General features: G+C 63.4%; 22 protein-coding genes and 1 tRNA gene. 13 read left to right on the forward strand and 10 right to left on the reverse strand.

Going from position 1 to position 24,276, the window contains the following annotated elements; genetic code table 11:
- Window positions 1–8 precede the first annotated feature (8 nt).
- Both KF719_RS17150 and KF719_RS17155 read left to right on the forward strand, forming a co-directional pair.
- A complete protein-coding gene (locus KF719_RS17150) occupies window positions 9–368 on the forward strand; it encodes an iron-sulfur cluster assembly accessory protein (protein WP_293510422.1) in 360 nt (119 codons plus the stop codon).
- Between the two features lie 5 nt (window positions 369–373).
- Complete coding sequence (locus tag KF719_RS17155) at window positions 374–790, forward strand: TfoX/Sxy family protein (RefSeq protein ID WP_293510424.1); 417 nt, start codon at window positions 374–376, stop codon at window positions 788–790.
- 67 nt (window positions 791–857) lie between these two features.
- Here KF719_RS17155 and KF719_RS17160 read toward each other — a convergent pair whose 3' ends face one another.
- The 3 genes from KF719_RS17160 to KF719_RS17170 all read right to left on the reverse strand — a co-directional run bounded on the left by KF719_RS17160 (window position 858) and on the right by KF719_RS17170 (window position 3,705).
- A complete protein-coding gene (locus KF719_RS17160) occupies window positions 858–1,649 on the reverse strand; it encodes an enoyl-CoA hydratase/isomerase (protein ID WP_293510425.1) in 792 nt (263 codons plus the stop codon).
- Between the two features lie 44 nt (window positions 1,650–1,693).
- Window positions 1,694–2,485, reverse strand: a complete 792-nt coding sequence (locus KF719_RS17165) for an enoyl-CoA hydratase-related protein (protein ID WP_293510426.1) — start codon at window positions 2,483–2,485, stop codon at window positions 1,694–1,696.
- A gap of 164 nt (window positions 2,486–2,649) precedes the next feature.
- Entirely contained in the window at window positions 2,650–3,705 is a 1,056-nt protein-coding gene (locus tag KF719_RS17170; RefSeq protein ID WP_293510427.1) for a GGDEF domain-containing protein, read from the reverse strand.
- Window positions 3,706–4,014: 309 nt separating this feature from the next.
- Between KF719_RS17170 and KF719_RS17175 the strand changes: the two genes are divergently transcribed.
- A complete protein-coding gene (locus tag KF719_RS17175; protein ID WP_293510428.1) occupies window positions 4,015–5,478 on the forward strand; it encodes a coniferyl aldehyde dehydrogenase in 1,464 nt (487 codons plus the stop codon).
- 103 nt (window positions 5,479–5,581) lie between these two features.
- On the opposite strand, the gene KF719_RS17180 is transcribed toward KF719_RS17175, so the two are convergent.
- Complete coding sequence (locus KF719_RS17180) at window positions 5,582–7,174, reverse strand: DEAD/DEAH box helicase (protein WP_293510429.1); 1,593 nt, start codon at window positions 7,172–7,174, stop codon at window positions 5,582–5,584.
- 355 nt (window positions 7,175–7,529) lie between these two features.
- On the opposite strand from KF719_RS17180, the gene KF719_RS17185 reads away from it, so the two are divergent.
- Window positions 7,530–8,648: a HAMP domain-containing sensor histidine kinase gene (locus tag KF719_RS17185; RefSeq protein WP_293510430.1), complete on the forward strand. Its 1,119-nt coding sequence runs from the start codon at window positions 7,530–7,532 to the stop codon at window positions 8,646–8,648.
- A 6-nt stretch (window positions 8,649–8,654) separates the two neighbouring features.
- Here KF719_RS17185 and parE read toward each other — a convergent pair whose 3' ends face one another.
- On the reverse strand, window positions 8,655–10,700 hold the full coding sequence (gene parE / locus KF719_RS17190) for a DNA topoisomerase IV subunit B (protein ID WP_363318021.1): 2,046 nt from the start codon (window positions 10,698–10,700) through the stop codon (window positions 8,655–8,657).
- A gap of 152 nt (window positions 10,701–10,852) precedes the next feature.
- On the opposite strand from parE, the gene KF719_RS17195 reads away from it, so the two are divergent.
- The gene (locus tag KF719_RS17195; RefSeq protein WP_293510431.1) at window positions 10,853–12,154 is read left to right on the forward strand and encodes an NADH:flavin oxidoreductase/NADH oxidase family protein; all 1,302 of its coding nucleotides are present in this window, start codon (window positions 10,853–10,855) and stop codon (window positions 12,152–12,154) included.
- A gap of 17 nt (window positions 12,155–12,171) precedes the next feature.
- Entirely contained in the window at window positions 12,172–12,939 is a 768-nt protein-coding gene (locus KF719_RS17200) for an MBL fold metallo-hydrolase (RefSeq protein ID WP_293510432.1), read from the forward strand.
- Here KF719_RS17200 and KF719_RS17205 read toward each other — a convergent pair.
- The 3 genes from KF719_RS17205 to KF719_RS17215 all read right to left on the reverse strand — a co-directional run bounded on the left by KF719_RS17205 (window position 12,915) and on the right by KF719_RS17215 (window position 15,992).
- Window positions 12,915–13,514: an AAA family ATPase gene (locus tag KF719_RS17205; protein WP_293510433.1), complete on the reverse strand. Its 600-nt coding sequence runs from the start codon at window positions 13,512–13,514 to the stop codon at window positions 12,915–12,917. The genes KF719_RS17200 and KF719_RS17205 overlap by 25 nt on opposite strands.
- Before the next feature lie 600 nt (window positions 13,515–14,114).
- Window positions 14,115–15,521 (reverse strand): type I glutamate--ammonia ligase, encoded by a 1,407-nt coding sequence (gene glnA / locus KF719_RS17210; protein ID WP_293510434.1) that lies wholly within the window; start codon window positions 15,519–15,521, stop codon window positions 14,115–14,117.
- 132 nt (window positions 15,522–15,653) lie between these two features.
- Complete coding sequence (locus KF719_RS17215) at window positions 15,654–15,992, reverse strand: P-II family nitrogen regulator (protein ID WP_293510435.1); 339 nt, start codon at window positions 15,990–15,992, stop codon at window positions 15,654–15,656.
- Window positions 15,993–16,317: 325 nt separating this feature from the next.
- On the opposite strand from KF719_RS17215, the gene KF719_RS17220 reads away from it, so the two are divergent.
- Window positions 16,318–17,493 carry an aminotransferase gene (locus tag KF719_RS17220; protein ID WP_293510436.1) on the forward strand — a complete coding sequence of 392 codons (1,176 nt, stop codon included), beginning with the start codon at window positions 16,318–16,320 and terminating at the stop codon, window positions 17,491–17,493.
- 111 nt (window positions 17,494–17,604) lie between these two features.
- Window positions 17,605–19,158, forward strand: coding sequence for an acetyl-CoA acetyltransferase (locus KF719_RS17225; protein WP_293510438.1), 1,554 nt, complete (start codon window positions 17,605–17,607; stop codon window positions 19,156–19,158).
- Window positions 19,159–19,167: 9 nt separating this feature from the next.
- On the opposite strand, the gene KF719_RS17230 is transcribed toward KF719_RS17225, so the two are convergent.
- Window positions 19,168–19,527: a hypothetical protein gene (locus tag KF719_RS17230; protein ID WP_293510439.1), complete on the reverse strand. Its 360-nt coding sequence runs from the start codon at window positions 19,525–19,527 to the stop codon at window positions 19,168–19,170.
- Window positions 19,528–19,663: 136 nt separating this feature from the next.
- On the opposite strand from KF719_RS17230, the gene KF719_RS17235 reads away from it, so the two are divergent.
- Complete coding sequence (locus KF719_RS17235; RefSeq protein WP_293510441.1) at window positions 19,664–20,245, forward strand: histidine phosphatase family protein; 582 nt, start codon at window positions 19,664–19,666, stop codon at window positions 20,243–20,245.
- A 3-nt stretch (window positions 20,246–20,248) separates the two neighbouring features.
- Here the strand turns inward: KF719_RS17235 and KF719_RS17240 are convergent, their stop codons facing one another.
- Entirely contained in the window at window positions 20,249–21,148 is a 900-nt protein-coding gene (locus tag KF719_RS17240) for a LysR family transcriptional regulator (RefSeq protein ID WP_293510442.1), read from the reverse strand.
- Window positions 21,149–21,255: 107 nt separating this feature from the next.
- Between KF719_RS17240 and KF719_RS17245 the strand changes: the two genes are divergently transcribed.
- The 4 genes from KF719_RS17245 to KF719_RS17260 all read left to right on the forward strand — a co-directional run bounded on the left by KF719_RS17245 (window position 21,256) and on the right by KF719_RS17260 (window position 24,254).
- Entirely contained in the window at window positions 21,256–22,116 is an 861-nt protein-coding gene (locus KF719_RS17245) for an isocitrate lyase/phosphoenolpyruvate mutase family protein (RefSeq protein WP_293510444.1), read from the forward strand.
- A 32-nt stretch (window positions 22,117–22,148) separates the two neighbouring features.
- Window positions 22,149–22,502, forward strand: a complete 354-nt coding sequence (locus KF719_RS17250) for an antibiotic biosynthesis monooxygenase (protein WP_293510446.1) — start codon at window positions 22,149–22,151, stop codon at window positions 22,500–22,502.
- A gap of 58 nt (window positions 22,503–22,560) precedes the next feature.
- Window positions 22,561–24,060: an NAD(P)H-hydrate dehydratase gene (locus KF719_RS17255; protein WP_293510448.1), complete on the forward strand. Its 1,500-nt coding sequence runs from the start codon at window positions 22,561–22,563 to the stop codon at window positions 24,058–24,060.
- Between the two features lie 109 nt (window positions 24,061–24,169).
- Window positions 24,170–24,254: transfer RNA gene (locus KF719_RS17260), tRNA-Leu, on the forward strand.
- The last annotated feature ends 22 nt before the right edge of the window (window positions 24,255–24,276 follow it).

A 24,276-nucleotide genomic window follows, 5' to 3' on the forward strand; every position in this document is an offset into this window, starting at 1 on the left:
AGCCGACAATGGCCAGACAGATGCCCAAAGCGATCTCATTGACCGAAGCCGCCGCCGCGCGCATGAAGGAGATCATGGCTGCGTCGGATGGCAAGTATATCGGTGTCCGCATCGGCGTGAAGAATGGCGGCTGTGCCGGCATGGAATACACGATGGAATATGCCGAAGCCGCCAACCCGCTCGACGAGGTGGTTGAGGATCGCGACGTCCGGATTCTGATCGACCCCAAGGCGATCCTGTTTCTGCTCGGCACCGAGATGGATTATGAGGAGGACAAGTTCGCCTCCGGCTTCCGTTTCAACAATCCGAACCAGACCGACGCCTGTGGTTGCGGCGAAAGCGTGACCATCGTTCCGGCGACCGCCTGACCGTCATGGCCGTCAGCGCCGAATACAAGGCGTTCGTCGCCGAGCAGCTTGAGCCTCTGGGCCCGGTCCGCATTCGCAACATGTTCGGCGGCGCCGGCGTCTATCTGGACGATTTGATGTTCGGCCTGATTGCCAACGAGACCCTCTTCTTCAAAGTCGACGATCGCAACCGCGCCGACTACGTAGCGGAAGACAGCGGCCCCTTCGTCTACGAGCCGCCTTCGGGCAAGGCGATCGCCATGTCGTATTACGAGTTGCCGGAACGGCTCTACGACGAGCCCGACGAGTTGATCGGCTGGGCGCGCAAGGCCCTCGACGCCGCACTGGCGGCCAAGGCGGCAAAGCCCGTCCCCGGGAAAAGCCGGAGCCCGAGCAAAAAGGCCGCGCGCCCCGGAAAACAGGACGCGCGGCCCGAAAGATAAAAATGCCTCACATGATCTTCTTCATTGCCGTGATGTTTCTCGCCCTGCTGGCGAGCTGCATCATCGGCTAGTTGCCCTTGAACTGCGCCGGACGCTTCTCGAGGAAGGCGCGCACGCCCTCCTTGAAGTCGTCGCCATTTCCGGCTGTCCGCTGAAGCTGCCGCTCAAGGTTGAGCTGTTCTTCATAGGTATTGTCGGTGCTCTCCCAATAGAGCTGGCGGATCATGCCGAGCGCTTTGGTCGGTCCATTGGCGAGATCGGCGGCGAGCTTGCGTGCCTCCGCCATCAGCGTCTCGTCGTCGAACACCCGGTTGACGAGGCCCCATTGCAGCGCCGTTTCGGCCGGCAGCTTCTCGCCGAGCAGCGACAACTCCATCGCCCGCGCCTTGCCGACAAGGCGCGGCAATATCCATGTCGATCCGCCATCCGGCACCAGACCGATGCGGCGGAAAGCCTGCAGAAAATACGAAGACTTCGCGCAAAGAACGAGATCGCCCATCAGCGCGAAGCTCATGCCGACGCCGGCCGCCGGGCCATTGACGGCGGTGACGAAAGGCATCGGCAGGTTGCGCAGCCGCCTCAGAAACGGGTGATACATGGTTTCGAGCGCCGAGCCGGCGTCGGGCCGCGCACCCGAATTGTCGCCGCGACCTTGCAGGTTGGCGCCCGTGCAGAAGCCGCGGCCCTCACCGGTCATCACCAGACACCGCAACCCGTTCTTCGGGTCTTCCACCGCGTCCATCGCCCGCATCAGTCCGCCCAGCATCTCCGGCGAAACGGCGTTCATCACCTCGGGGTGATTGAGCGTCAGCACGCCCACATTGCCGTCGACATCGAGTTTGACCCGCTCGAATTCCATATCCGTCTCCCTGTTTTGAGTATCGTTCTGTTGTGGCGATGAGATCAGGCCTTAAACGCCGGTTCCTTCTTGGTCAGGAACGCCTTGACGCCTTCGGCGAAATTCGGATGGTCGCCCAGCATGCCCTGTACATCGCGTTCATAGTCGAGCTGCTCGGCATAGCCGTTGCGCGCCCCGGCATCGATGGCCTTGCGGATTTCGGCAAAGGCACTGGTCGGTCCCTTGGCGAGCTTGGCGGCAAGCGACATGGTTTCTTCCATCAACGCCGTGTCCTTGACGCATTTCCAGATCAGGCCCCATTCGGCGGCCGTTTCGGCGGGCAGCTTGTCGCCGGTCAATGCAAGGCCAAGCGCTCGCGCCCGACCGACAAGACGCGGCAGATGCCAGGTGCAGCCAAGATCGGGAATGAGCCCAAGCCGCGGTCCGAACACCTGCACGAAAGACGCCGAATGTGAAGCGATCACAATGTCGGCGGCGAGCGCAATACCCGCCCCGCCGCCGGCCGCAACGCCATTGACGGCCGCGACGATCGGCTTCGGCAGGTTATAGATTTCGCGCATCATCGGGTTGAAACCGATCGTCATGCCATGCGCGACACCCTGGCCGATGGTCATGCCCTCCTCACGCTGGCCTTGTGCGGCGAGATCGGCGCCTGCGCAAAAGCCGCGCCCGGCACCGGTAATGACCAGCACCCGCGCATCGTCATTCGTCGCGACTTCCGCCACGGCCGACCGAACCTCCGCAATAAGCTTGGTATTGATGCTGTTCAGCACCTCGGGCCGGTTCAGCGTCAGCAGGGCGATGCCGTTTTCGATTTCGAGAGTGATGGTTTCCATGTGACGCGCCTTCCCGGATTGCTGGGCGATTTTCGCCGTTTCGACGCAGCATAGTCATGCGCCGGGCATGACGGAAGGCCGCGCGGAATGTCTTCCGGACGGACCAACGTTCCGTTGCGTCAATGATTCTCGGCGGCCGGAGCGGTACGGGGAGGTGGCGGCCGTCAGCTCGCCTTGGCTTGTGGAACCGTCGTCTCGTGCATCTCGGTGATGACGCAGTTGCGGCCGGCATGCTTGGCCGCGTAGAGGCAGCCATCGGCGCGCTCGATCAGGCCGGCGCCGGTCTCGCCGGGCCGGTAGAGCGAAATGCCCATCGACATCGTGACCCGTCCGAGCGACTCGCCGGTCGAACGTTTCACCAGCTCGCGCGCCTGCACGGTCTCGCGAATCTTGTTGGCGACACTCTCCGCCAATTCGATCTCGGTCGCCGGCATGATGACCGCGAATTCTTCTCCGCCGTATCGCGCCACGAAGTGTTGCGACAATGCGCCTGTTTTGAGGCAGTTGGCGACAAGCTTCAGTACCTGATCGCCGGTTCGGTGGCCGAACGTGTCGTTGAATTTCTTGAAATGGTCGATATCGCCGATAACCAGGCAGAGCGGATTTCCATTCGCGCCGGCAGCGGCCATCTCGCGCACCAGCGCTTCGTCGAAGGCCTTCCGGTTGTTGACGCCGGTCAGTCCGTCGGTACGCGCCTCGCTATGCGCTTTTTCGAGGCTCTGCTGCATTTCGTTGAGTTCGCTCTTGGTCGCCTGCAGCGTTTCTTCCAGTTCGGCGCTGCGCTCTTCCATCTTTCGGGAAGCGGCGATGATCGCCTCCACGGCATGCGCCACGTCGTTCGGCGTCGACTGGTTGGTCAGCGCTTCGCTGGCATTGCGAACCGACTGTCCAAAGGTGCTGGAGTTTCCGGCCGTCTCCTCGATGATCTTCAGGATGCGGTCGACTTCGGTGTTGAGCCTTGCGCCGGTGTTCAACGTCACGTCGGTCAGCTTGCCGTCGTCCATGAAGCGCTCGCGCAGCTCCGCCGTGGCATCCATGTTCACCGGCTCCTGCCGGGCGATCCGCGCGTCGATTTCCTTGTTGAGCTCGGGTGTGCGGCCGGACGCATAGCGGAACCAGACGGCGTAATTTTCGGGGCAGGGCGGAATGCCGTTTTCCGCCATGTGCCGAAGAGCCTGCGCGCTCCATTCGGCTGCAAATTCGATTTGTTCTCCGTCCATCGCGAACACCGTCCCCCGCTTGCCGTCTGTGCTGCTGCACCTGTCTGCCGGAAACCCTAGGCGAATTCAGTTACCCCACCGTAAATCGGGTCGGAAAACTGCCATTTTTCCGCGATTTTTACTGAGGCAGCGCGATGGGGCACGGACGGCGCGGGGGGGGCTCTCAAAGAGCCTTTCCTTATGTATATTGAGGAAAATTTCGGGCTCGTGCTCAGGCGAACCCGGTTTAAATGCCGACAAACAGGGCCGCGCCCCCCGGATCGGCCCCGGAAAGGCCCAAAATGGGTCGACGCATCAGGAGGAATTCAAATGAGCTTGGCGGAGCAAACCACCCACGAAGCGGATTCGGCCACCATCGGCGCCTCGATCCGGGCGATTCTCGACCGTCAGAAAGCGGCGCATATCAAGGACGGGCCGCCCAGTGCCGAGCGCCGCATCGACTGGATCGACCGCGCCATCGCCCTGATCGTCGACAACCAGAAGGAGATCGCCGAGGCTCTTGCCTCCGATTTCGGCCACCGCAGCCATGAGCAGACCCTGCTGACCGACGTGATGGGGTCTATCGGCCCCCTGAAACACGCCAAGAAACATCTGCGCCAGTGGATGAAGCCCGAAAAGCGCAAGGTGCAGTTTCCACTTGGTCTGCTCGGCGCGAAAGCCCGGGTCGAGTACCAGCCCCTTGGCACCGTCGGCATCATCAGCCCGTGGAACTTTCCGGTGAACCTCACCTGGACGCCGCTTGCCGGCGTATTCGCGGCCGGCAACCGTGCGATGATCAAGCCGTCGGAGTTCACACCGGCGACCTCCGAGTTGATGGCGCGCATGCTGCGGTCGGCCTATGACGAAACCGAAGTTGCCGTCGTCACCGGCGGCCCGGCCGTCGGCGAGGCGTTCAGCCGCCAGCCCTTCGATCACCTGCTGTTCACCGGCGCCACCTCGATCGCCTACCACGTGATGCGCGCGGCGGCCGAAAACCTGGTGCCGTTGACGCTGGAACTCGGCGGCAAGTCGCCGGTCATCGTCTCGAAGACCGCAAAAATGGACGAGACCGCCGCGAAGATCATGACCGGAAAGACGCTGAATGCCGGCCAGATATGTCTCGCGCCTGACTACGTTTTCGTACCCGAGAACCGCGTCGACGAATTTGTCACCGCGGCGACGAAGTCGGTCACGAAGATGTTCCCGACCATGAAGGACAATCCGGACTACACCTCGATCATCAACCGGCGTCACTACGACCGCATCAATTCCTATGTCGACGATGCGAAAAACAAGGGCGCAAAGCTTGTCGAGATTAATCCGGCCAACGAGGATTTCAGTCAGCAGCAGGCCCACAAAATTCCGCCGACGCTGGTGCTCAATCCGACCGACGATATGAAGGTGATGCAGGACGAGATTTTCGGCCCTGTGTTGCCGGTCAAGACCTACAAGCATCTCGACGAGGTGCTGGGCTACGTCAATGCCCATGACCGTCCTCTGGGCCTCTACTACTTCGGCGACGACGCCGCGGAAGAGCGCACGGTGCTCGACCGCACGACATCGGGCGGCGTGACCGTCAACGACGTCATCATGCATGTCTCGATGGAAGACCTGCCGTTCGGCGGCGTCGGACCGTCCGGCATGGGGTCCTATCACGGTCTCGACGGCTTCCGCACGTTCAGCCATGCCAAGGCCGTCTACACGCAGTCGAAGGCAAAGATGGTCGCTGAGATGTTCAGGCCGCCATACGGCGAAAAGACCCGCAAGATGCTGGCTTCGCAGATCAAGAAATAGCCCGGCCGCGCTGCGGACAGGCGAGAAACAGAAAGGGCGGCTCGTCGGAGCCGCCCTTTTTTGTCGGAGAAGTCGGAGAAGTTGGAGAAGAAAGTGTGCCGCGTCAGGCTTCCTCGGTCTCGCTCTCCATCTCGTCGTCGCTGTCCTTGCTGCTTTTCTTCGGCAGCTTGACGGCGCGCAACATAAATGCCGGCACGTGGTCGCCGAGCCCGACGACGCGCGGTCCGTCATCGTCGTCACGTCCGCGGCCGCGCCCGCCGCGTTCGCGTCGCGCGGGCTTTTCGTCGCTGTGCCGGTTCGGCTCGCGACGGTTGTGTTCCTGCGCCTGCGTCTCGCGTTCCTGTGCACGAACTTCGGGCGCCGGCGCTTCTTCGGATTTGACCGGTTCCGCAATGGCGTCCGCATCAGCCGTCGCGGTCTCGGCTTTCGCCGCCGCGTCCTTGTCCTTGCGGCCGCGTCCGCCGCGTCGCCCACGGCTGCGCTTTTCGCCTGCCGGTTCGGCCGTGGCGGTGTCGCTGTCCGGTTCGGCGGGCTGCTCAGCCGCAGCTGTCTCGCCCGGCACTTCCGGCGCCGGCTGCGGCACCGCGCTGTCGGGACCGGGGATCGGGTTGCCGATCAGGCCCTCAATCGCGGAGAGATACTTTCCGTCTTCGCGCGTTGCCAGTGTGTAGGCCGTACCGGTCTTGCCCGCGCGACCCGTGCGTCCGATGCGGTGAACATAGTCTTCGGCGTGGCTCGGTACGTCGTAGTTGAATACATGGCTGACATCGGGAATATCGAGCCCGCGTGCCGCCACATCGCTTGCGACCAGCAGGCGGATCGTCCCGTTGCGGAAACCTTCCAGCGTCCGCGTCCGCGTCGCCTGATCGAGATCGCCGTGGATCGCGCCGGCCGAAAGCCCGCTCTTGGACAGCGCGCGCTCCAGCGTCGAAACATCGCGCTTGCGGTTGCAAAAGATGATGGCGTTCTTGACGTTCTCGTCCTCGATGATCTTCTGCAGAAGGTCACGCTTGCCGTCGCGCGTCGTCTTGACCAGAACCTGCTTGATCGTCGCGCTGGTCGAGGAGGTGCGCGACACTTCCACGCGCGCCGGATTGTGCAGGAACGTCTCGGTCAGCCGGTGGATTTCAGGCGGCATCGTCGCCGAAAAGAAGAGCGTCTGCCGCGTGAACGGGATCTTCTTGCAGATTTCCTCGATGTCGGGGATGAAACCCATGTCGAGCATCCGGTCGGCCTCGTCGATCACGAGAATCTGCACTCCGGTCAGCAGCACCTTGCCACGGCCGCAATGGTCGAGCAGGCGGCCGGGCGTCGCGATCAGCACATCGACGCCGCGATCAAGCTTCTTTTCCTGGTCGCCGAACGAGACGCCGCCGATCAGCAGCGCCATCGAAAGTTTGTGATACTTGCCGTATTTTTCGAAATTCTCGGCGACCTGCGCGGCCAGTTCGCGCGTCGGCTCGAGAATGAGCGAGCGCGGCATCCGCGCCCGGGCCCGCCCGCGCGACAGCTTGTCGATCATCGGCAGCGTGAACGAGGCGGTCTTGCCTGTGCCGGTCTGGGCGAGGCCGAGCACATCGCGTCCGGCGAGAACATGGGGAATGGCCTCGGCCTGGATCGGCGTCGGCGTGGTGTAGCCGGTTTCGGCTACGGCTTTCAGGACCTCAGGCGTGAGGCCAAGTTCGTCAAATGTCATTCAGGATGCCCTATACACCAATGTTGCGCTGCCCGTGGTGGCCCACTTTCAGGGCCCGTGGACGGACCTCCGCGAACGGATCGGGGAGGGTGAGCAGCAAATTGCGCGTTATTCAGCGGCCGCGCCGATCCGCTTCGAATCTGGGGCGGACCATAGGCGCTGTCGTCCAATTGTCAACAGAACGGCGGTTTGCCGGGGTGCGGCCAATGCGCCGGAGGCCGCTTAGGCATCAGATTGTGAATCATTGTGACGAAAACGGCGCACCCCGGGCCGCATGCGGCGGGGCGATTTCCCGAAAGTTAATGCTTTTGCCTCATTCTCGGGCATCGGAATGGCGGAAAGGCCGCTTGCAGGTATGACCGAACTACGCACATCCGAGCCGGCGCCACTGAGCGATCTGGATGTTGGGGGCACCGCGACGCGCAGCGCCCGGCGCGGTCCGCTGTCCGTTGTCGACCGTCTTCTCGGCCGCATGTCGATCTTCGTCACGACGGCGCTGCTGACGGGCATCGCTGTCATCATCGCCGTCTCGCTCAACTGGGTGCTCGGCCAGATCGGTCTGCTCGAGTTCACCTGGCGCATCTTCACAGCGGCCACCGTTGTCACCATTCTCACCGGCGCGCCGATCATCATCTATTCGCAGTTCATTATCCGCGAGATGAAGTCGTCGCGCCGCATGCTGCGCAAGATGACAGAGCGTCTTGCATGGGCTTTCCACAATGCCGAGCGCGCCAACGAAGCGAAATCGCATTTCCTGGCGAACATGAGCCACGAGCTTCGCACGCCCCTGAATGCGATCATCGGTTTCTCCGACATCATGCGCAACGAGCGCTTCGGGCCGCTGAATAACGACCGCTATCGTGACTATGCCCGCGACGTCAATGAGAGCGGCATTCACCTGCTCGGCATCATAAACGAAATTCTGGACCTCGCGAAAATCGAGGCCGGCCACGCAACGATGGAGTCCGAGACCGAATTCGAGGTCGGCACGGTCATCGGGAGCGCCGAACGCATGGTGCGGCCGATGGCAGAGGCGCGCGGCGTGCGCCTGGTGGTCGACGCGAACAATTGCGATCTGCGTATTCATGCGGTCGAACGCATGGTCCGTCAGGTGCTCATCAACGTGCTCTCGAACGCGGTCAAATTCACCGAAGCCGATGGGTTGGTAACTCTCTCGGCCGAATACCGCCCGCATGGAAATTTCGTGATTTCAATTGCCGACACCGGCATCGGCATGTCGCCCGACGAAGTCAAGGTGGCACTGACACCCTTCGGACAGGCCGACAACACCCTGACGCGCCAGCATGTCGGCACCGGCCTCGGACTGCCGCTCGCCAAGGCAATGATGGAGCTGCATGGTGGCAGGCTGATGGTGCGCAGCGAGAAGGGCTCCGGCACAGCGGTCGTCCTGGTTTTCCCGAATGCCTGCGTCATCGACGCGCCGTCGCCGGTCCGCACGGCCCGCGCCAGCTGACCCTCGTTAGATATCGAGATCGCGTGCGAAGGCGGCGTGCTCCTGAATGAACTGGAAACGCAGCTCCGGCTTGCCGCCCATCAGCCGTTCGATGGCGATGCCGGTTTCCTTCGCTTCGTCGGCGGGTACAACGACGCGCAACAGCGTGCGTTTGCCGCGCGCCATCGTCGTTTCCTTCAGTTGCGCGGGCATCATTTCACCGAGCCCCTTGAAACGGCTGACCTCGACCTTGCCCTTGCCGGAAAATTCCTTTTCCAGAAGTTCGTCCTTGTGTACGTCGTCGCGCGCATAAAGCGTCTTGCCGCCCTGCGTCAGCTTGTAGAGCGGCGGCGCGGCCATGTAGAGATGGCCCTGCCGGATGAGATCGGGAAGTTCGCGATAAAAGAACGTAATCAGCAGCGAAGCAATATGCGCCCCGTCGACATCGGCGTCGGTCATGATGATGACCTTGTCATAGCGCAGATCGGCCTCGCGGTAATGCGAACCGGTGCGCACGCCGAGCGCTTGAATGAGATCGGAAATCTGCTGATTCTGGGCCAGCTTCGCGCCGCTGGCGCTGGCGACGTTGAGGATTTTGCCCCGGAGCGGCAAAATTGCCTGTGAAGCGCGGTCGCGCGCCTGCTTGGCCGATCCGCCGGCGCTGTCGCCCTCGACGATGAAAATTTCCGAACCGTCCGCCGCCGACTGGCTGCAATCGGCGAGCTTGCCCGGCAGCCGTAGCTTCCGTGTCGCACTCTTGCGTGCCACGTCTTTCTCCTGCCGTCGCCGCAGTCTTTCGTCGGCGCGGTCGATCACCCAGTCGAGCAGCTTGTTGGCTTGCAGCGGCGCTGCGGTCAGCCAGTGATCGAAATGGTCGCCGATGGCTTTCTCGACCAGCCGCTGCGCTTCGGGGCTCGACAGCTTTTCCTTGGTCTGCCCCTGAAATTCCGGCTCGCGGATGAAAACCGAAAGCATGGCGCCCGCCGTGCCGAGCACGTCGTCGGCTTGAATCTGCCCGGCCTTTCGATTGCCCACCATGTCGCCATAGGCCTTGAGGCCTTTGACCAGCGCCGCGCGCAAGCCCGCCTCATGGGTGCCGCCCTCGGTCGTCGGCACGGTATTGCAATAGGAATGCAGAAATCCGTCGCCGCCGCCAAACCACGAAATTGCCCATTCGACCGAACCATGGCTGCCGGCTTTCGAAACCTTGCCGGTAAAGGCGTCGGCCGTCACCGTGTCGTAGCCGTTGAGCGATGCCCTGAGGTAGTCGACCAGGCCGCCCGGGAAATGCAGAACCTCGCTTTGCGGCGTGTCGTCGCCGATCAGCGACGCCGCACAGGTCCAGCGGATCTCGACCCCACCGAAGAGATAGGCCTTCGAGCGCGCCATCTTGTAGAGACGCTTGGGAATGAACCGCGCGCCCTTGCCGAATATCTCGGGATCGGGGTGGAAGGTGATGCGCGTGCCGCGCCGGTTGTGCACGCGGCCCTTGTCGGCGAGCTTGCCCGTCGGCGCGCCGCGCACATAGGACTGGGTGTAAAGCGTCTGATCGCGCGCCACCTCGACCTCGAACCGGTCCGACAGCGCATTGACCACCGACACGCCGACGCCGTGCAATCCGCCCGATGTCTCATAGGCCTTGCCGCCGAACTTGCCGCCCGAATGCAGTGTCGTCAGGATCACTTCCAGCGCCGACTTGTTCTTGAATTTCGGGTGCGGATCGACGGGGATGCCGCGCCCGTTGTCGGCCACCGTCAGGCTGCCATCCTCGTCGAACGTCACCTCGATCCAGTTGGCGTGCCCCGCGACCGCCTCGTCCATCGAGTTGTCGAGCACTTCGGCAAAGAGGTGATGCAGCGCTTTCTCGTCGGTGCCGCCGATATACATGCCCGGCCGCCGGCGCACGGGCTCGAGCCCCTCCAGCACCTCGATGTCCTTGGCCGAATAGGTCCCGTCGCCCTTCGTCGCCTTCGTGGACGCGGGCTTTCCGGCCTTCGCGGCGGCATTGGGGCTCGCGGCGATGGAAAAGAGATCATCGGTATCGGCTGGTTTGCGCGTCTTGGGGGCGGCCATGCACTCGAACTTTATGTGAGAGAATCAATCGGGATTGTAGGGCGGGGCGTCGATGCGCGCCATGCCGTCGGCTTCCTTATCGCTCCTCGAAGCAGCTTGCCCGTGTGCCTGAATATGCGACAGTCGGGCATCGCGTAATTCGGGAGAAAACGATGTCCGCCACCATATCTTCGCCATTGACGCTGCCTTGCGGCGCCACATTGAAAAACCGCATCGCCAAGGGCGCCATGACCGAGGGGCTGGGCGATGCGCAGAACCGCGCGACGGAGGCTCATGTCCGTCTCTATCGCCGTTGGGCCGCGGGCGGGGCAGGGATGCTTTTGACCGGCAACGTTCAGGTCGACCGCCGCTACATGGAGCGCCCCGGCAATGTGGCGATCGACGGGCCCCAATCGAACGAAGCGATCGCGGCGCTGCGCAACTACGCGAAGGCGGGCACGGAAAACGACACGCATCTTTGGATGCAGATTTCCCATGCCGGTCGCCAGACCCCGGCCTCGGTCAACAAGGAGCCGGTCGCACCGTCGGCAAAGCCGCTTGAAATGCCGGGCGCGCAGTTTGGCGATCCGCGCGCCATGACCGGCGCCGAAATCGAGGATGCGATCCGCCGCTTCGCTCATGTTGCCGCCGTCGCCCGCGACACCGGCTTCACCGGCGTCCAGATCCATGGCGCGCATGGCTATCTGATTTCGGAGTTTCTCTCGCCCGACGTCAACAGCCGCACCGACGAATGGGGCGGCAGTCTCGAAAATCGCGCGCGGCTTCTGCTTGAAATCGTCCGCGCGGTGCGCAAGGCGGTCGGCCCTGACTTTCCGGTCTCGGTGAAGCTGAATTCCGCCGATTTCCAGCGCGGCGGCTTCTCCCACGAAGATGCGATCCGGGTTGCCGCCTGGCTCGACGCCGAAGGCCTCGATCTCCTTGAAATCTCCGGCGGCACTTATGAGCAGCCGCGTCTTGTCGGCCTCGACGACCTGACGTTGCATCCCGAGAAGTCCGAGCCGCGCCGCGAAAGCACCATTGCCCGCGAAGCCTATTTCCTCGAATACGCCAAGGACATCCGCGCCGCGGTGAAAATGCCGTTGATGGTGACGGGCGGCTTTCGCACCGCCGCCGGCATGAACGCGGCGCTGGCGAGCGGCACCATGGACGTGGTCGGCATCGCGCGCCCGCTCTGCGTCGATACGGCCATCCCCGCAAAGCTCCTGTCGGGCGCGGCAGCGGAAACGCCGGCCTACGAAAAAACGCTGCGCATCGGACCCGGCATTCTCGGTCCCCACAGCCGCTTCAATCTGGTCAAGGCATTGAACGGCTGGGGCCAGCAGGGCTGGTTCTGCCTTCAACTCCTGCGCATGGGCGCCGGTCAGGAGCCCGATCCGCGCATGGGTGTCTTCTCGGCCTTCCGCAACTACGCAAAGAACGAGGCACGGACGGCGGCGGCCTTGCAGCGCCCCTGAGCGGCGAAGGAGCGAGCGTGAAAATAGCGGATCGATGGTTCGAACGGCAGCAGATGGACGATGGCGTCACGCTGCTCTTCGAGCCGCATGTCAATCCCTTCATCCGCTGCAACATCTGGTTCGTGCGCGGCCGCGACCGCGACCTGGTGATCGACACCGGCACCGGCGTCTGCTCCTTGGCCGCCGAAATCGCCGGCCTCACCGGCAAGCCGCTGGTCGCCGTCGCGACCCATATCCACTACGACCATGTCGGTTCGCTGCACGAATTCGAGAACCGCTTGATGCATCCTGCCGAAGCGCCGTTGATGGAGCACGACGCCGAATTCGCAGCGCTATCCGCCGCCGCCTTCCCTGAAGACATCCGCGAGGCGCTTGCCGGTTATGGCCTCGGTCGCGACGAAGTGCTGATCGACGCGCTGCCGCATGAAGGCTACGACATCGCTTCCTACGGCATCGTGCCGACGCGCGCCACCGGACTGATCGGGGAGGGCGACGCCGTCGATCTCGGCGACCGTCGCTTTTCGGTCATGCATTTGCCCGGTCACTCGCCGGGCTCGGTTGGCTTGTGGGAAGAAAAAACGCAAACGCTCTTTTCGGGCGATGCGATCTATGACGGTCCGCTGCTCGATGAATTGCCGGGATCCGACATCGCCGCCTATGTGAAAACAATCCGCCGCCTGCGCGACATGAGCCCCCGCATCGTTCATGGCGGCCACGATCCGAGCTTCGACGGCGCCCGCCTCGTCGAACTCTGCGACGACTATCTGGCGCGGCGCGGCGACTGAACGTCGATCCGCGCCAGCACAAAGCTCACACGCGCCTCGACACAGTCCCTCGGCAACTCCACAAGCACGTACCCGGCCTCGCGATAGGTAATCCGAATAGCGTCATGTGTCGCCACCGCCTCTGCGAAATCCTGTTTGCGCTCGGCGTCATTTTCGTAAATCTCGGCCCAGGGCGGCGCGATGAAAACCGTTCCGTTGTAGCGGTAGCGCGCCACCGCTTCCTCGATATGAGGCGGTATTTCGGCGTCGATCAGCCGGCTGTAGCCGATGAGATCGGGCAGACCGCGGTCGAAAAAGACAGGTTGCGCTGTGCCCATCTCCGCCTCGTAAGTGTCGATCGCATGCGCAAGCATCAGTGCGCGAAAGGCAAGGCGGTCGCCTGCATGAGTCGCGTTGCCGCCGGTCTGCGTCTGCTCGCGAATGATCCTGCGGCCCGCCTCTTCGACGCAACGAAAGCCGCGACCCGCCAGTGCTTCGATCAGCTTCGTCTTTCCCGCACCGGGACCGCCCGTAACGATGTGAAAATTTGGTTGTTCAATTTTCAGCTTTAGTCCCCCTGCGTGACGAAACGGCAAGTCGCAACGGCGCAACCTTGCAGGCTGCACACGACATTGACGACGGCATGTTGATTGTGAAGCGGTGAATTCGGTCGAAGAGGATGGGAGATGCCATACGGCGCAACCCCGCTCCAGCGGAAGCCCCGGATTTTCCTGTCGGGCGTTCCCTCGCGGGGTTGCTTTTGGATGTGCTACTCGCACTCGCCCGCACTATAAAGCCGGGCTTATCTCCGTGCCTTCTGCCCGCGCGCTCAATTAGCGTCACGCTGGCGTCAGTGTTTATCCGCGCTTTTCCCTTGGCCTAAACGGTTTACCGACCGGTCACGCATGAGAACAGCGTCGGGTCTTGGCAGAGGATCGTGGTCGTCCATTCTTTACAGGGATTCTGCCTGCGTCGGTGGAGCCATCTTCAAAACCTCCTTCGTGAGACATAAAAATGCTACGCCCCAATCCGCAAAAAGGTCAAGGGAAATAAGGGTCTCTGGCGCGATTCATTGAGTCAGGAAAGCTGACCGATTTGTCGAATCTAAAAATCGGTAGACGGATTACTCTGCGACGCTACAAACGAAAAAGGCCGGAGCTTTCGCTCCGGCCTTTCGTTCGCTCGAACCCGATGGGTCAGACCGAGTAGTACATGTCGTACTCGACCGGATGCGGGGTCATTTCGTAACGCATGCACTCTTCCCACTTCAGTTCCAGATAGGCGTCGATCTGTTCGTCGGAGAACACATTGCCCTTGGTCAGGAACTTGCGGTCGGAATCGACCGCCGTCAGCGCCTCGCGGAGCGAGCCGGAAACGGTCGGAATGTTCTTCAGTTCCGCCGGCGGCAGGTCGTAGAGGTTCTTGTCCATCGGCCCGCCCGGATCGATCTTGTTTTCGATGCCGTCGAGACCGGCCATCAGCATCGCCGCGAAGGCGAGATACGGGTTGGCCGTCGGATCGGGGAAACGGATTTCGATACGCTTCGACTTCGGCGACGTGCCGTGCGGGATGCGGCAGGAGGCCGAACGGTTGCGCGCCGAATAGGCGAGCAGCACCGGCGCCTCATAGCCCGGTACCAGCCGCTTGTAGCTGTTGGTCGACGGGTTGGTGAAGGCGTTGAGCGCCTTGGCATGCTTCAGGATGCCACCGATATACCAGAGGCATTCCTGGCTGAGGTCGGCATATTTGTTGCCGGCGAAGAGCGGCTTGCCATCCTTCCAGATCGACTGGTGGCAATGCATGCCCGAGCCGTTGTCGCCAAACACCGGCTTCGGCATGAACGTCGCCGTCTTGCCGAAGGCCTGCGCCACATTGTGGATCACATACTTGTAGATCTGCATGTGGTCGGCGGCGGTGGTGAGCGTCTGGAACTTGGTGCCGAGCTCGTGCTGCGCGGCGGCGACTTCATGGTGATGCTTTTCGATCTTGACGCCCATCTCTTCCATGACCGTCAGCATTTCGCCGCGAAGATCCTGGCACGAGTCGATCGGATTAGCCGGGAAATAGCCGCCTTTGGTGCGCGGACGGTGGCCGAGATTGCCGGTCTCGTAGTGGGTGTCGGTATTGGTCGGCAGCTCGACCGAATCGACTTCGAAGCCGGTCTTGTAGGGCGAAGTCGAAAACTTGACGTCGTCGAAGATGAAGAATTCGGCTTCCGGTCCGAACACGATCGTATCGCCGATGCCGGTCGACTTGAGATAGGCCTCGGCCAGCTTCGCCGTGCCGCGCGGGTCGCGGCTGTAGGCCTCGCCGGTGGACGGTTCCATGATGTCGCAGAACACGGCCAGCGTCGTCTGAGCATAGAACGGGTCGATTGTCGCCGTTGCCGTATCGGGCAGCAGCACCATGTCGGACTCGTTGATCGCCTTCCAGCCGGCAATGGACGAACCGTCGAACATCGTGCCTTCGGCCCAGAAGTCGTCGTCGCAGAAGCCGATGTCGAATGTGACGTGCTGCATCTTGCCGCGCGGGTCGGTGAAGCGCAGGTCGATGTACTTGACGTCCTTTTCCTTGATGATCTGCTGAATAGGTTTGCCGGCCATTTGATCCTCTTTTCCCTGTTGTCCTTTAGGGGTTCGTGCGTCGGGCGCGCGCCCTCTTGCGAAAATCGCGCGCGAGCCTTGCGGTCCGCGGCGCGTCTTGGTCGTCTGCTAGGTGTCGGTCAATTCGTCCCCTTAGATAGCCTCCACGCCGGTTTCGCCGGTGCGGATGCGGATGGCTTCCTCGACGGATGAAATGAAAATCTTGCCGTCGCCGATGCGGCCCGTACGCGCCGCCTGCTGGATCGCCTCGACGGCCTTTGCCACCAGATCGTCGTTGAGCACAACCTCGATCTTCACCTTGGGCAGGAAATCGACGACATATTCGGCGCCCCGGTAAAGTTCGGTATGCCCCTTCTGCCGGCCGAAGCCTTTGGCCTCGGTCACGGTGATGCCCTGCAGTCCCACCTCTTGCAGCGCTTCCTTCACCTCGTCGAGCTTGAACGGCTTGATGATCGCCTCGATCTTTTTCATTCGCTCACTTCCTTGCTTCCTGGGCTTGCCGCCCTCCGTCTTGTCCTTCAGGGATAGCACGGCTCATGCCAACCCGGCGAAAGTCGAAAAACATATATCTAGCAACATGTTATGCGTTTGACGACGCAGCGCTGCCCGGCTTTTGAGCATCTTGATTGCACTTAAAATAGGCAATATGGACGAAAAACAGGCATTAGCTTAACCAAAGCTTGCCGCGCAGGGAAATTCGCTACCGCCCGCCGTTTTCTGCTGCGATTGACAGTCTGCTCGCGTCTCGCGACAAACACCCGCGACATTTCAGCGACGACCGGTCGGGGCAGGGCGGATGAAGGCGGCAAACAGCGTTTTTTCGAGCCTGGGCACGACGATCTTCGCCACCATGTCGGCGCTGGCGGCGGAGCACGGCGCCATCAATCTCGGCCAGGGCTTCCCCGACGACGAAGGCCCCGACGACGTGCGCGCGGCCGCGGCGAAGGCGATCCTTGAGGGCCCCAACCAGTATCCGCCGATGATGGGCTTGCCGGCGCTGCGCCAGGCCGTTGCCGCCGCAAACAAACGCTTCTACGGCCTCGACATCGACTGGCAGTCCGAAGTCATGGTCACGTCCGGCGCCACCGAGGCGCTGGCTGACTGTCTGATCGGCCTCCTCAATCCCGGCGACGAGGCCATCGTGCTGGAGCCCGCCTATGACAGCTACAAGCCCGTCATCGAGGCGGCGGGTGCGAAGGCCGTTCCGGTCTCGCTCGAGCCGCCGCACTGGTCGCTGCCGCTGGAGAGCCTCGCGGCGGCCTTCTCCGCGAAGACCAAGCTGATCGTCCTCAACACGCCGATGAACCCGACCGGCAAGGTCTTCACCCGCGCCGAACTCGACGCCATCGCCGCCCTGCTGATCCGCCACGACGCCTATGCCGTCTGCGACGAGGTCTATGAGCACCTGGTCTTTTCGGGCCACCGTCACATTCCGCTGATGACGCTGCCCGGCATGCGCGAGCGTTGCTTGCGCATCGGCTCGGCCGGCAAGACCTTCTCGCTGACCGGCTGGAAGGTCGGCTACGTCACCGGCCCTGCCCACCTGCTTCAGACGGTCGCGAAGACCCACCAGTTCGTCACCTTCACGACGCCGCCGGCGCTGCAATCGGCGGTCGCCTTCGGTCTTGCGAAGGACGACGCCTACTTCGCCGGCCTCGCTGCTTCGCTGGAAGCCAAACGCGACCGGCTGGCGAAGGGGCTGGCCGAAGCCGGCCTCGATGTTCTGCCCACGGACGGAACTTATTTCATCTCCGCCGATTTCAGATCCCTCGGATTCAACGGAACCGACGACGAATTTTGCCGCGACATCACCATGAAGGCGAAGGTCGGGGCGATTCCTCTTTCCGCCTTCTACGCCGACCCGGCCAAAGCCCCGCAACATCTCGCCCGCTTCTGCTTCTGCAAGCAGGACGCGATCCTGACCGAGGCCAGCGCGCGGCTGAAGGCTTATACCAAGGGGCAGGGCGCCTGACGCAGCGTCGCCGTGCCGCGCGCGGCGCGGCTGGACACGCCGCCGCCAGCAGCTATTCTGCCGCCAATCGTTAGTGGCACGAACTAAAAGAATTTAAAGGGAGCCCTCCGCATGTCCGACAAACTCGACCCCCGCATGCCCGTGCTGGTCGGCTGCGGCCAGCTGGTCCAGAAGGAAAAGGATGTCGAGAAGGCACTCTCGCCGATGCATCTGATGGCGGACGCCGCCCGCGCCGCCGCTACCGACACTGGATTGGGCGACAAGCTCTGGGCGGCGGTCGACAACGTCACGACGGTGCGCTTCATCACCGACAGCCCGGATTCGGGCAGGCTGCCGTTCGGCCGCTATCCCAATGCCGCGAAGACGCTCGCGAACATGCTGGGCGCCAACCCGGCGAAGACCTGTTATGGCCCGACCGGCGGCAACACGCCGCAAATGCTGGTCAACCACACCGCCGAGCTGATCGCGCAGGGCGATACCGATGTGGCGCTGGTTGCGGGTTCGGAATGCTTCGGCACGCTGATGCGCGCGCTGGGGCAGGGCAAGCAGCTTCCCTGGCACGACGAAAATCCCGGCGGCATCCGCATCGACATCGGCAACGAAAAAGCCGGCGTCACCGAAACCGAAAAGCGCCACAAGCTGCAATTCCCGGTCAACATCTATCCGATGTTCGAAAACGCGATCCGCGGCGCGAAGGGCCGCAGCGTGAAGGATCACCAGCTCGCCGTCGGCCGCCTGATGGCGCCCTTCACCGAAGTCGCGGCGAAACATCCGCAAGCCTGGTTCCCCGTCGCCCGCACGGCGGAGGAAATCGCGACGCCGACCGACGACAACCGCTATGTCGGCTTTCCCTACACGAAGTATATGAACGCCATCATGCAGGTCGATCAGGCTGCCGCCGTTGTGATGATGTCGGTCGAAAAGGCGCGCGAACTCGGCATCCCGCAGTCGAAATGGGTCTTCCTGCATGGCTGCGCCGACGCCAACGACCTCTGGTATCCGACCGAGCGCGTCAATTTTCATTCCTCGCCCGCGATCCGCATGATGGGCAGGAAGGCCTTCGCGATGTCGGGCTGGCAGATCGGCGAGATTGACTATTTCGATCTCTACTCATGCTTCCCGTCCGCCGTGCAGATCGGCCGCGACGAATTGGGGATCGCCGAAGACGATCCGCGCCCGCTCACCGTCACCGGCGGCCTGCCTTACTTCGGCGGCGCCGGCAACAACTACGTCATGCACTCGATCGCGACGATGATGGACAAGCTGCGCGCACAGCCCGGCACGAAGGGCCTCTGCACCTCAAACGGCTGGTACGTGACGAAGCACGGCCTCGGCCTCTATTCGACAACGCCGCGCGAAGGCAAGTGGGAGCGCGAAAAGCCCGCGACCTATCAGGCGGAGATCGACGCCGAGAAACACCCGAAGGTCGAGGAAAAGCCGAACGGCAAGGCGAAGATCGAGACCTACACCGTGGTCCATGGCCGTGGCGGCGCCGAATTTGCGATCCTCTTCGGCCGCATGGCCGACAGCGACGCGCGCTTCGTCGCCCACACGCCGAACGACCCGGCGACGCTTCAGGACATGCTGACCCGCGACCAGCTCGGCCGCTCCGGCACGGTTGTGTCCCCCGCCGACGGCAGCGTTAACATCTTCACGCCGGAGTGAGCCGAAGCCTCACCACAACCACGTCTCGGGATCGGGCACGGGCTTGCCGTCCATCGCCAGCATGAAGCCCTTGATCAACCGGATCAACAGCCACACCAGCGTCGCCAGCAGGATCAGCACGCCGATAAGGATGAATGTCGTAATCCCGCCGATGACAGCGAACAGAATGCCGATCCAGAAGGTGCGGATCAGATAGGTGAGATGGGATGCCGCTGCAGCCGTCGCCTCGCCCCGTTTGAGATAAGCGACGACGACGCCCGCGATCGCGGTGATGCCGATGACGAAACCGATGAAGTAAAGAATATAGACGAGCTTGGCCGTGCCGAACTCGTCGCCGGGCCTCACGGCCGGCGTGGGCGCTTCGCTCATGGGATGCCTCCTCTGGTGAGTCGCGTCACGAAAAGGCTACCCCCTCATCCGCCCCCTGACCATTGGCTTTCCCTTGCCGGCGCCGCCACGGAGCGGTACTCCCACTGCATCGATATTGGACAGAAGGATGCCGCCCATGCCCCTGATCTACATGATCCGCCACGGCGAAGCTGCCGCCGGCTGGGATGCCGACGCCGATCCGGGCCTGAGCGACAAGGGCCGCGCGCAATCCGAAGCGGTCGCCCGCGAAATCGAGACACGCGTTGGCCGCAGGCTGCCGATCCTCTCCTCGCCGCTGCGCCGCTGCCGTGAAACGAGCGAACCGCTGGCCGCAAGCTGGGCTGCCGCGCCCGCCATCGAGCCCCGCGTCGCCGAAATTCCGTCGCCGATTGAAGATGTCGCCGATCGCGGCCCCTGGCTGCGTCGCCTGATGGCCGGCACGTGGGAGGCCGCCGCGCTGCCGGAAAACACCGCCAACGGCAAACTCGATCTTCTGGCGTGGCGCCGCGCGGTTGTCGATGCGCTGACGGAGCGCACCGAAGACACGGTGATTTTCTCTCACTTCATTGCCATCAATGTTGCCGCTGGATGGGCCACCGGCGACAACCGCCTCGTCGCCTTCCGCCCCGACAACTGCTCGGTCACGATCTTCGAAACCTCCGGCACCGCGATGAAGCTGATCGAGCAGGGAAGGGAAGGCGACACCAAAGTCAATTGAACGTCAGCCGCGAAAGTCCGCTTTCAGAATTTCCAGCAGCTTTCGCGATGCGGCGCTGAGATAGCCGCCCTTGCGTGTGATCGCCGTCACCGGGTTCGCCACCTTGAGGTCGTCTGCGCGAATGACCGCGAGCGAGCCCGCGGCGCGTTCCTCGGCGATGCTGCTTTCGGGCAAAAGTGCGATGCCGAAGCCTGCTTCCGCAAGACGTTTCTGCGCTGTCAGGCTGTCGATGGCGGTCCAGTCGATCGCCGCGACGCCGCGAATGCGGAATTCGGCGAAGATCGTCTGCGCCGAAGGCTCGCCGAAGCCCCGCGTCTGCGGAAGGGCGAGCCAGCGCTCGCCGCGAAGCTCGGTGAGTGCGCGCACCCGCTTGCCAGCGCGCGGATGCGACGGCGCGCAGGCGATGACGAGCGGCTCGGGCCGCAACGCGAAACAGTCAAGGTGCGGCGCCGGATCGTCGAAATAGCGAAGCCCGATCGTCGCCGCGCCGCTGCGCACCAACTCGCTCACTTCGGCACTGGTCGCGGTCCGGACCGTGAGCCTGACGCCGGGCGCCTTCGACGCGAAACGTTTCAACACCCGTGTCAGGCCGGTGCTGGCCAGCGTGCCGACGGTCGCCAACGCGATGGGTCCGCCCGCGCCGGAGCGCAGGTCCGCCACGGCGTCACCTGCATCTTGCAGCGCCGCAAGCACGCGTTCGGCATAGGGCAGCAGCGCGCGGCCGGCCTGGCTCAACGTCACCCCGCCTGTCACCCGCTCGAACAGCGGTACCCCCAGTTCCTCTTCCAGCAGCGCGATGCGGCGGCTGATCGCCGGTTGTGAGCGATGCAACGCTTCCGCCGCAGGCGAAAAGCCGCCCGCCCGGTGAATGGTCACGAAGGTCTGCAGCGCGTCCGAGTCCATCGGGCCGTCTCCATGCAAAAAACAGATGTCGTTTATCAAAACTATAAATTGGACGGATGGGCGAGCAAACCCCAATTTCCACCCACCCGGACCGGAGGAAGATCGGCATGGCGGCGAGCGGCGGCGAGACGAAGGCAAAGACATTTCTGGCAATGCATCGGCAGGGCCCCGGCTTCATCATGCCCAATGCATGGGACTCCGGGAGCGCGCTCATTCTGGCCGCAGCGGGCTTCAAGGCCATCGGCACCACCAGCGCAGGCATCGCCTTTTCGCTCGGCAAGCAGGACTATCAGGTTTCGGACGCGGCATTCGGCGTCGCACGCGACGAAATGTTTGCCCGCATGCGTGAAATTGCCGAAGCCTCGCCTCTGCCGGTCAATGGCGACCTCGAAGCGGGTTTCGGCGACAGCCCGGAAGCAGTCGCCGAAACCATCACGATGGCGATCGAGGCAGGGCTCGCGGGTGGCAATATCGAGGACAAGAAGCCGCTGGAACCTGTCCTCTACGACGAAACGCTGGCGGTCGAGCGCATCGCCGCCGCCCGCACAGCGATTGCAAGACGCAACAGCGCCTTCGTACTGACGGCGCGCACCGACATTTTCCAGCGCGGCACGCCCGATGCGCTCGATCTTGCGGTCGCGCGCGCCAATCGCTTCATCGAGGCGGGTGCCGATTGCGTCTTTCTGCCGGGCGTCGCCGACATCGCCACGATGAAAATTCTGGTTCGCGAAATCGCCGGTCCCATCAACATTGTCGCCGGCCTCACAAGCAACGAAGGCAACGCCTTCGACATGATCGAAGCCGGCATCCGCCGCATCAGCCTCGGCGGCTCCATCGCGCGCTCGACCCTGGGCTTCATTCGTCAATGCGCGCGCGAACTGCACGAACACGGCACCTTCGATTTCGCCGCCGGGCAAATGCCGCAGCCCGAGCTCAACGCACTCTTCGCCGCCGCGCGTAAACGCTGAAGTCCTTCACCCTCGCACGAAAGAGCCGTTTCATGACCCGATCGACCGGCGTCGCCCGCGTGGCGCGCACTCCAAAGCCGCCATACTATGCCGTCACGACCACCACCGAACTCGGCCCCGGCTTCGACGAAGCCGCCTACTTCAAACTTGCCACCGAGCTTTACGGCCGTGCCGGCGAGATCGGCGGCTTTCTCGGCCTCGAAGCCTTCTTCCAGGACGGTGCCTCGGTCGCGATCACTTATTGGGAGAGCCTCGAGGCGATCCAGCGCTGGCGCGACGACCCCCACCACATGGCCGCGAAGCACAAGGCAAAGACCCTCTGGTTCGGCCCCACCATTACCCGCATCGCCCGCGTCGAGCGGGATTACGGCTTCAATCTGGAGTAGGGCGGGGACGCCGTAATCGTCCGCTTTCCCGACGCAATCGCATGGCTATAGTGACGCCATGCACGATTCGTCTTCGGTCCTTCTCACCACCGCCGAGATGGCACGCGCCGATGCGCTGACCATAGCGCGCGGCCGGCCCGGATCGGTCCTTATGGAAAACGCCGGCCGTGCGGTCGCCGAAGCCGTCGCCGCGCGTTTTCCGCAAGGCCCGGTCGCGGTGCTTTGCGGTCCCGGCAACAATGGCGGCGATGGCTTTGTCGCGGCGCGGTTGCTGGCAGAACTCGGCTGGCCGGTAACGCTCTTTCTTCTCGGCGCGCGCGAAAACCTGAAAGGCGACGCTGCCCAGGCCGCTGCCCGCTGGCCCGGCCCCGTCCTTTCGCTCACCGCCGATGCGGCGGACAAGGCGTCTCTGGTCGTTGACGCAATTTTCGGTGCCGGCCTCGCCCGCGACGTCGAGGGCGTAGTCGCCGAACTGATCGCCCGCGTCGCGCAGTCGGGCGTCCCCGTCGTCTCGGTCGACGTTCCATCCGGTCTCGACGGCGACAGCGGCGCGCCCCGAGGCGCGGCGTTCAAGGCGGCGCTCACCGTCACCTTCTTCCGCCTGAAACCCGGCCACCTGCTGCTTCCGGGCCGACTTCTCTGCGGCGAGCTGAAAGTCGCCGACATCGGCATTCCTTCCGACGTCCTCGAAGAGATCGCGCCGCAAACCTTCATCGACCATCCGCCGCTCTGGGCGGCAAGCTTCCCGCGGCCGGCGATCGACGGTCACAAATACACGCGCGGCCATGCCGTCGTCGTCTCTGGCGGCGCGGCGCATACCGGCGCGGCGCGTCTTGCGGCGCGCGGCGCCTTGCGGGCAGGGGCGGGCCTCGTGACGGTCGCGACGCCGCCCTCGGCGCTGCTCGTCAATGCCGCACACCTGACCGCCATCATGCTGGCGCCCTTCGACGGCGCTGACGGGTTGACGAAAATTCTCGAGGACAAGCGCAAGAACGCGCTTCTGATCGGCCCCGGCGCGGGGGTCGGCGCGGAAACGCGCGAAAACGTGCTGGCGGCGCTGCTGTCCGGCGCCGCCATCGTGCTCGACGCCGACGCGCTGACCTCCTTTGCCGAAATCCCGCGCGACCTCTTCGTCGCCATCAAGGGCTACTTCGCCGGTCCCGTCGTGCTCACGCCGCATGAAGGCGAATTCGCGCGCCTCTTCCCGGCGCTGGCAGCTTCCGGCGAAAGCAAACTCGTCCGCGCCCGCCGTGCCGCCGCCGAAGCCGGAGCCGTGATGCTGCTCAAGGGACCGGACACCGTCATCGCCGCGCCGGACGGCCGCGCCGCCATCGTCATCAACGCCGGGCCGGAGCTTGCCACCGCCGGTTCGGGTGATGTGCTCGGCGGCATCGTCCTTGGACTTCTGGCACAGGGCATGCCGCCCTTTGAAGCCGCGGCGGCGGCGGCCTGGCTTCATGGCGAGGCCGGCGCCGCCTTCGGTCCGGGCCTGATCGCCGAAGACCTCCCTGAAATGCTCCCGGCCGTCCTGCGTGACCTGCCCTCGCAATTCGGTTGAAGCCGAAAGGGCCTATGCTCTTTTGCTAGCAATCGCCCAAACCCCTTGATATAGAGAGCGCCAAATTGGGGAGCGGCTGGCTCTTGTCGGGCCTCGTCGTCGGCCCATGGCGGGCGTGGCGGAATTGGTAGACGCGCTGGATTTAGGTTCCAGTGCCGCAAGGCGTGGGGGTTCGAGTCCCTCCGCCCGCACCAGACCGAAACCCCTTTAAATACA

Origin of the sequence: Parvibaculum sp. (assembly GCF_019635935.1) — a bacterium.
GTDB lineage: Bacteria > Pseudomonadota > Alphaproteobacteria > Parvibaculales > Parvibaculaceae > Parvibaculum.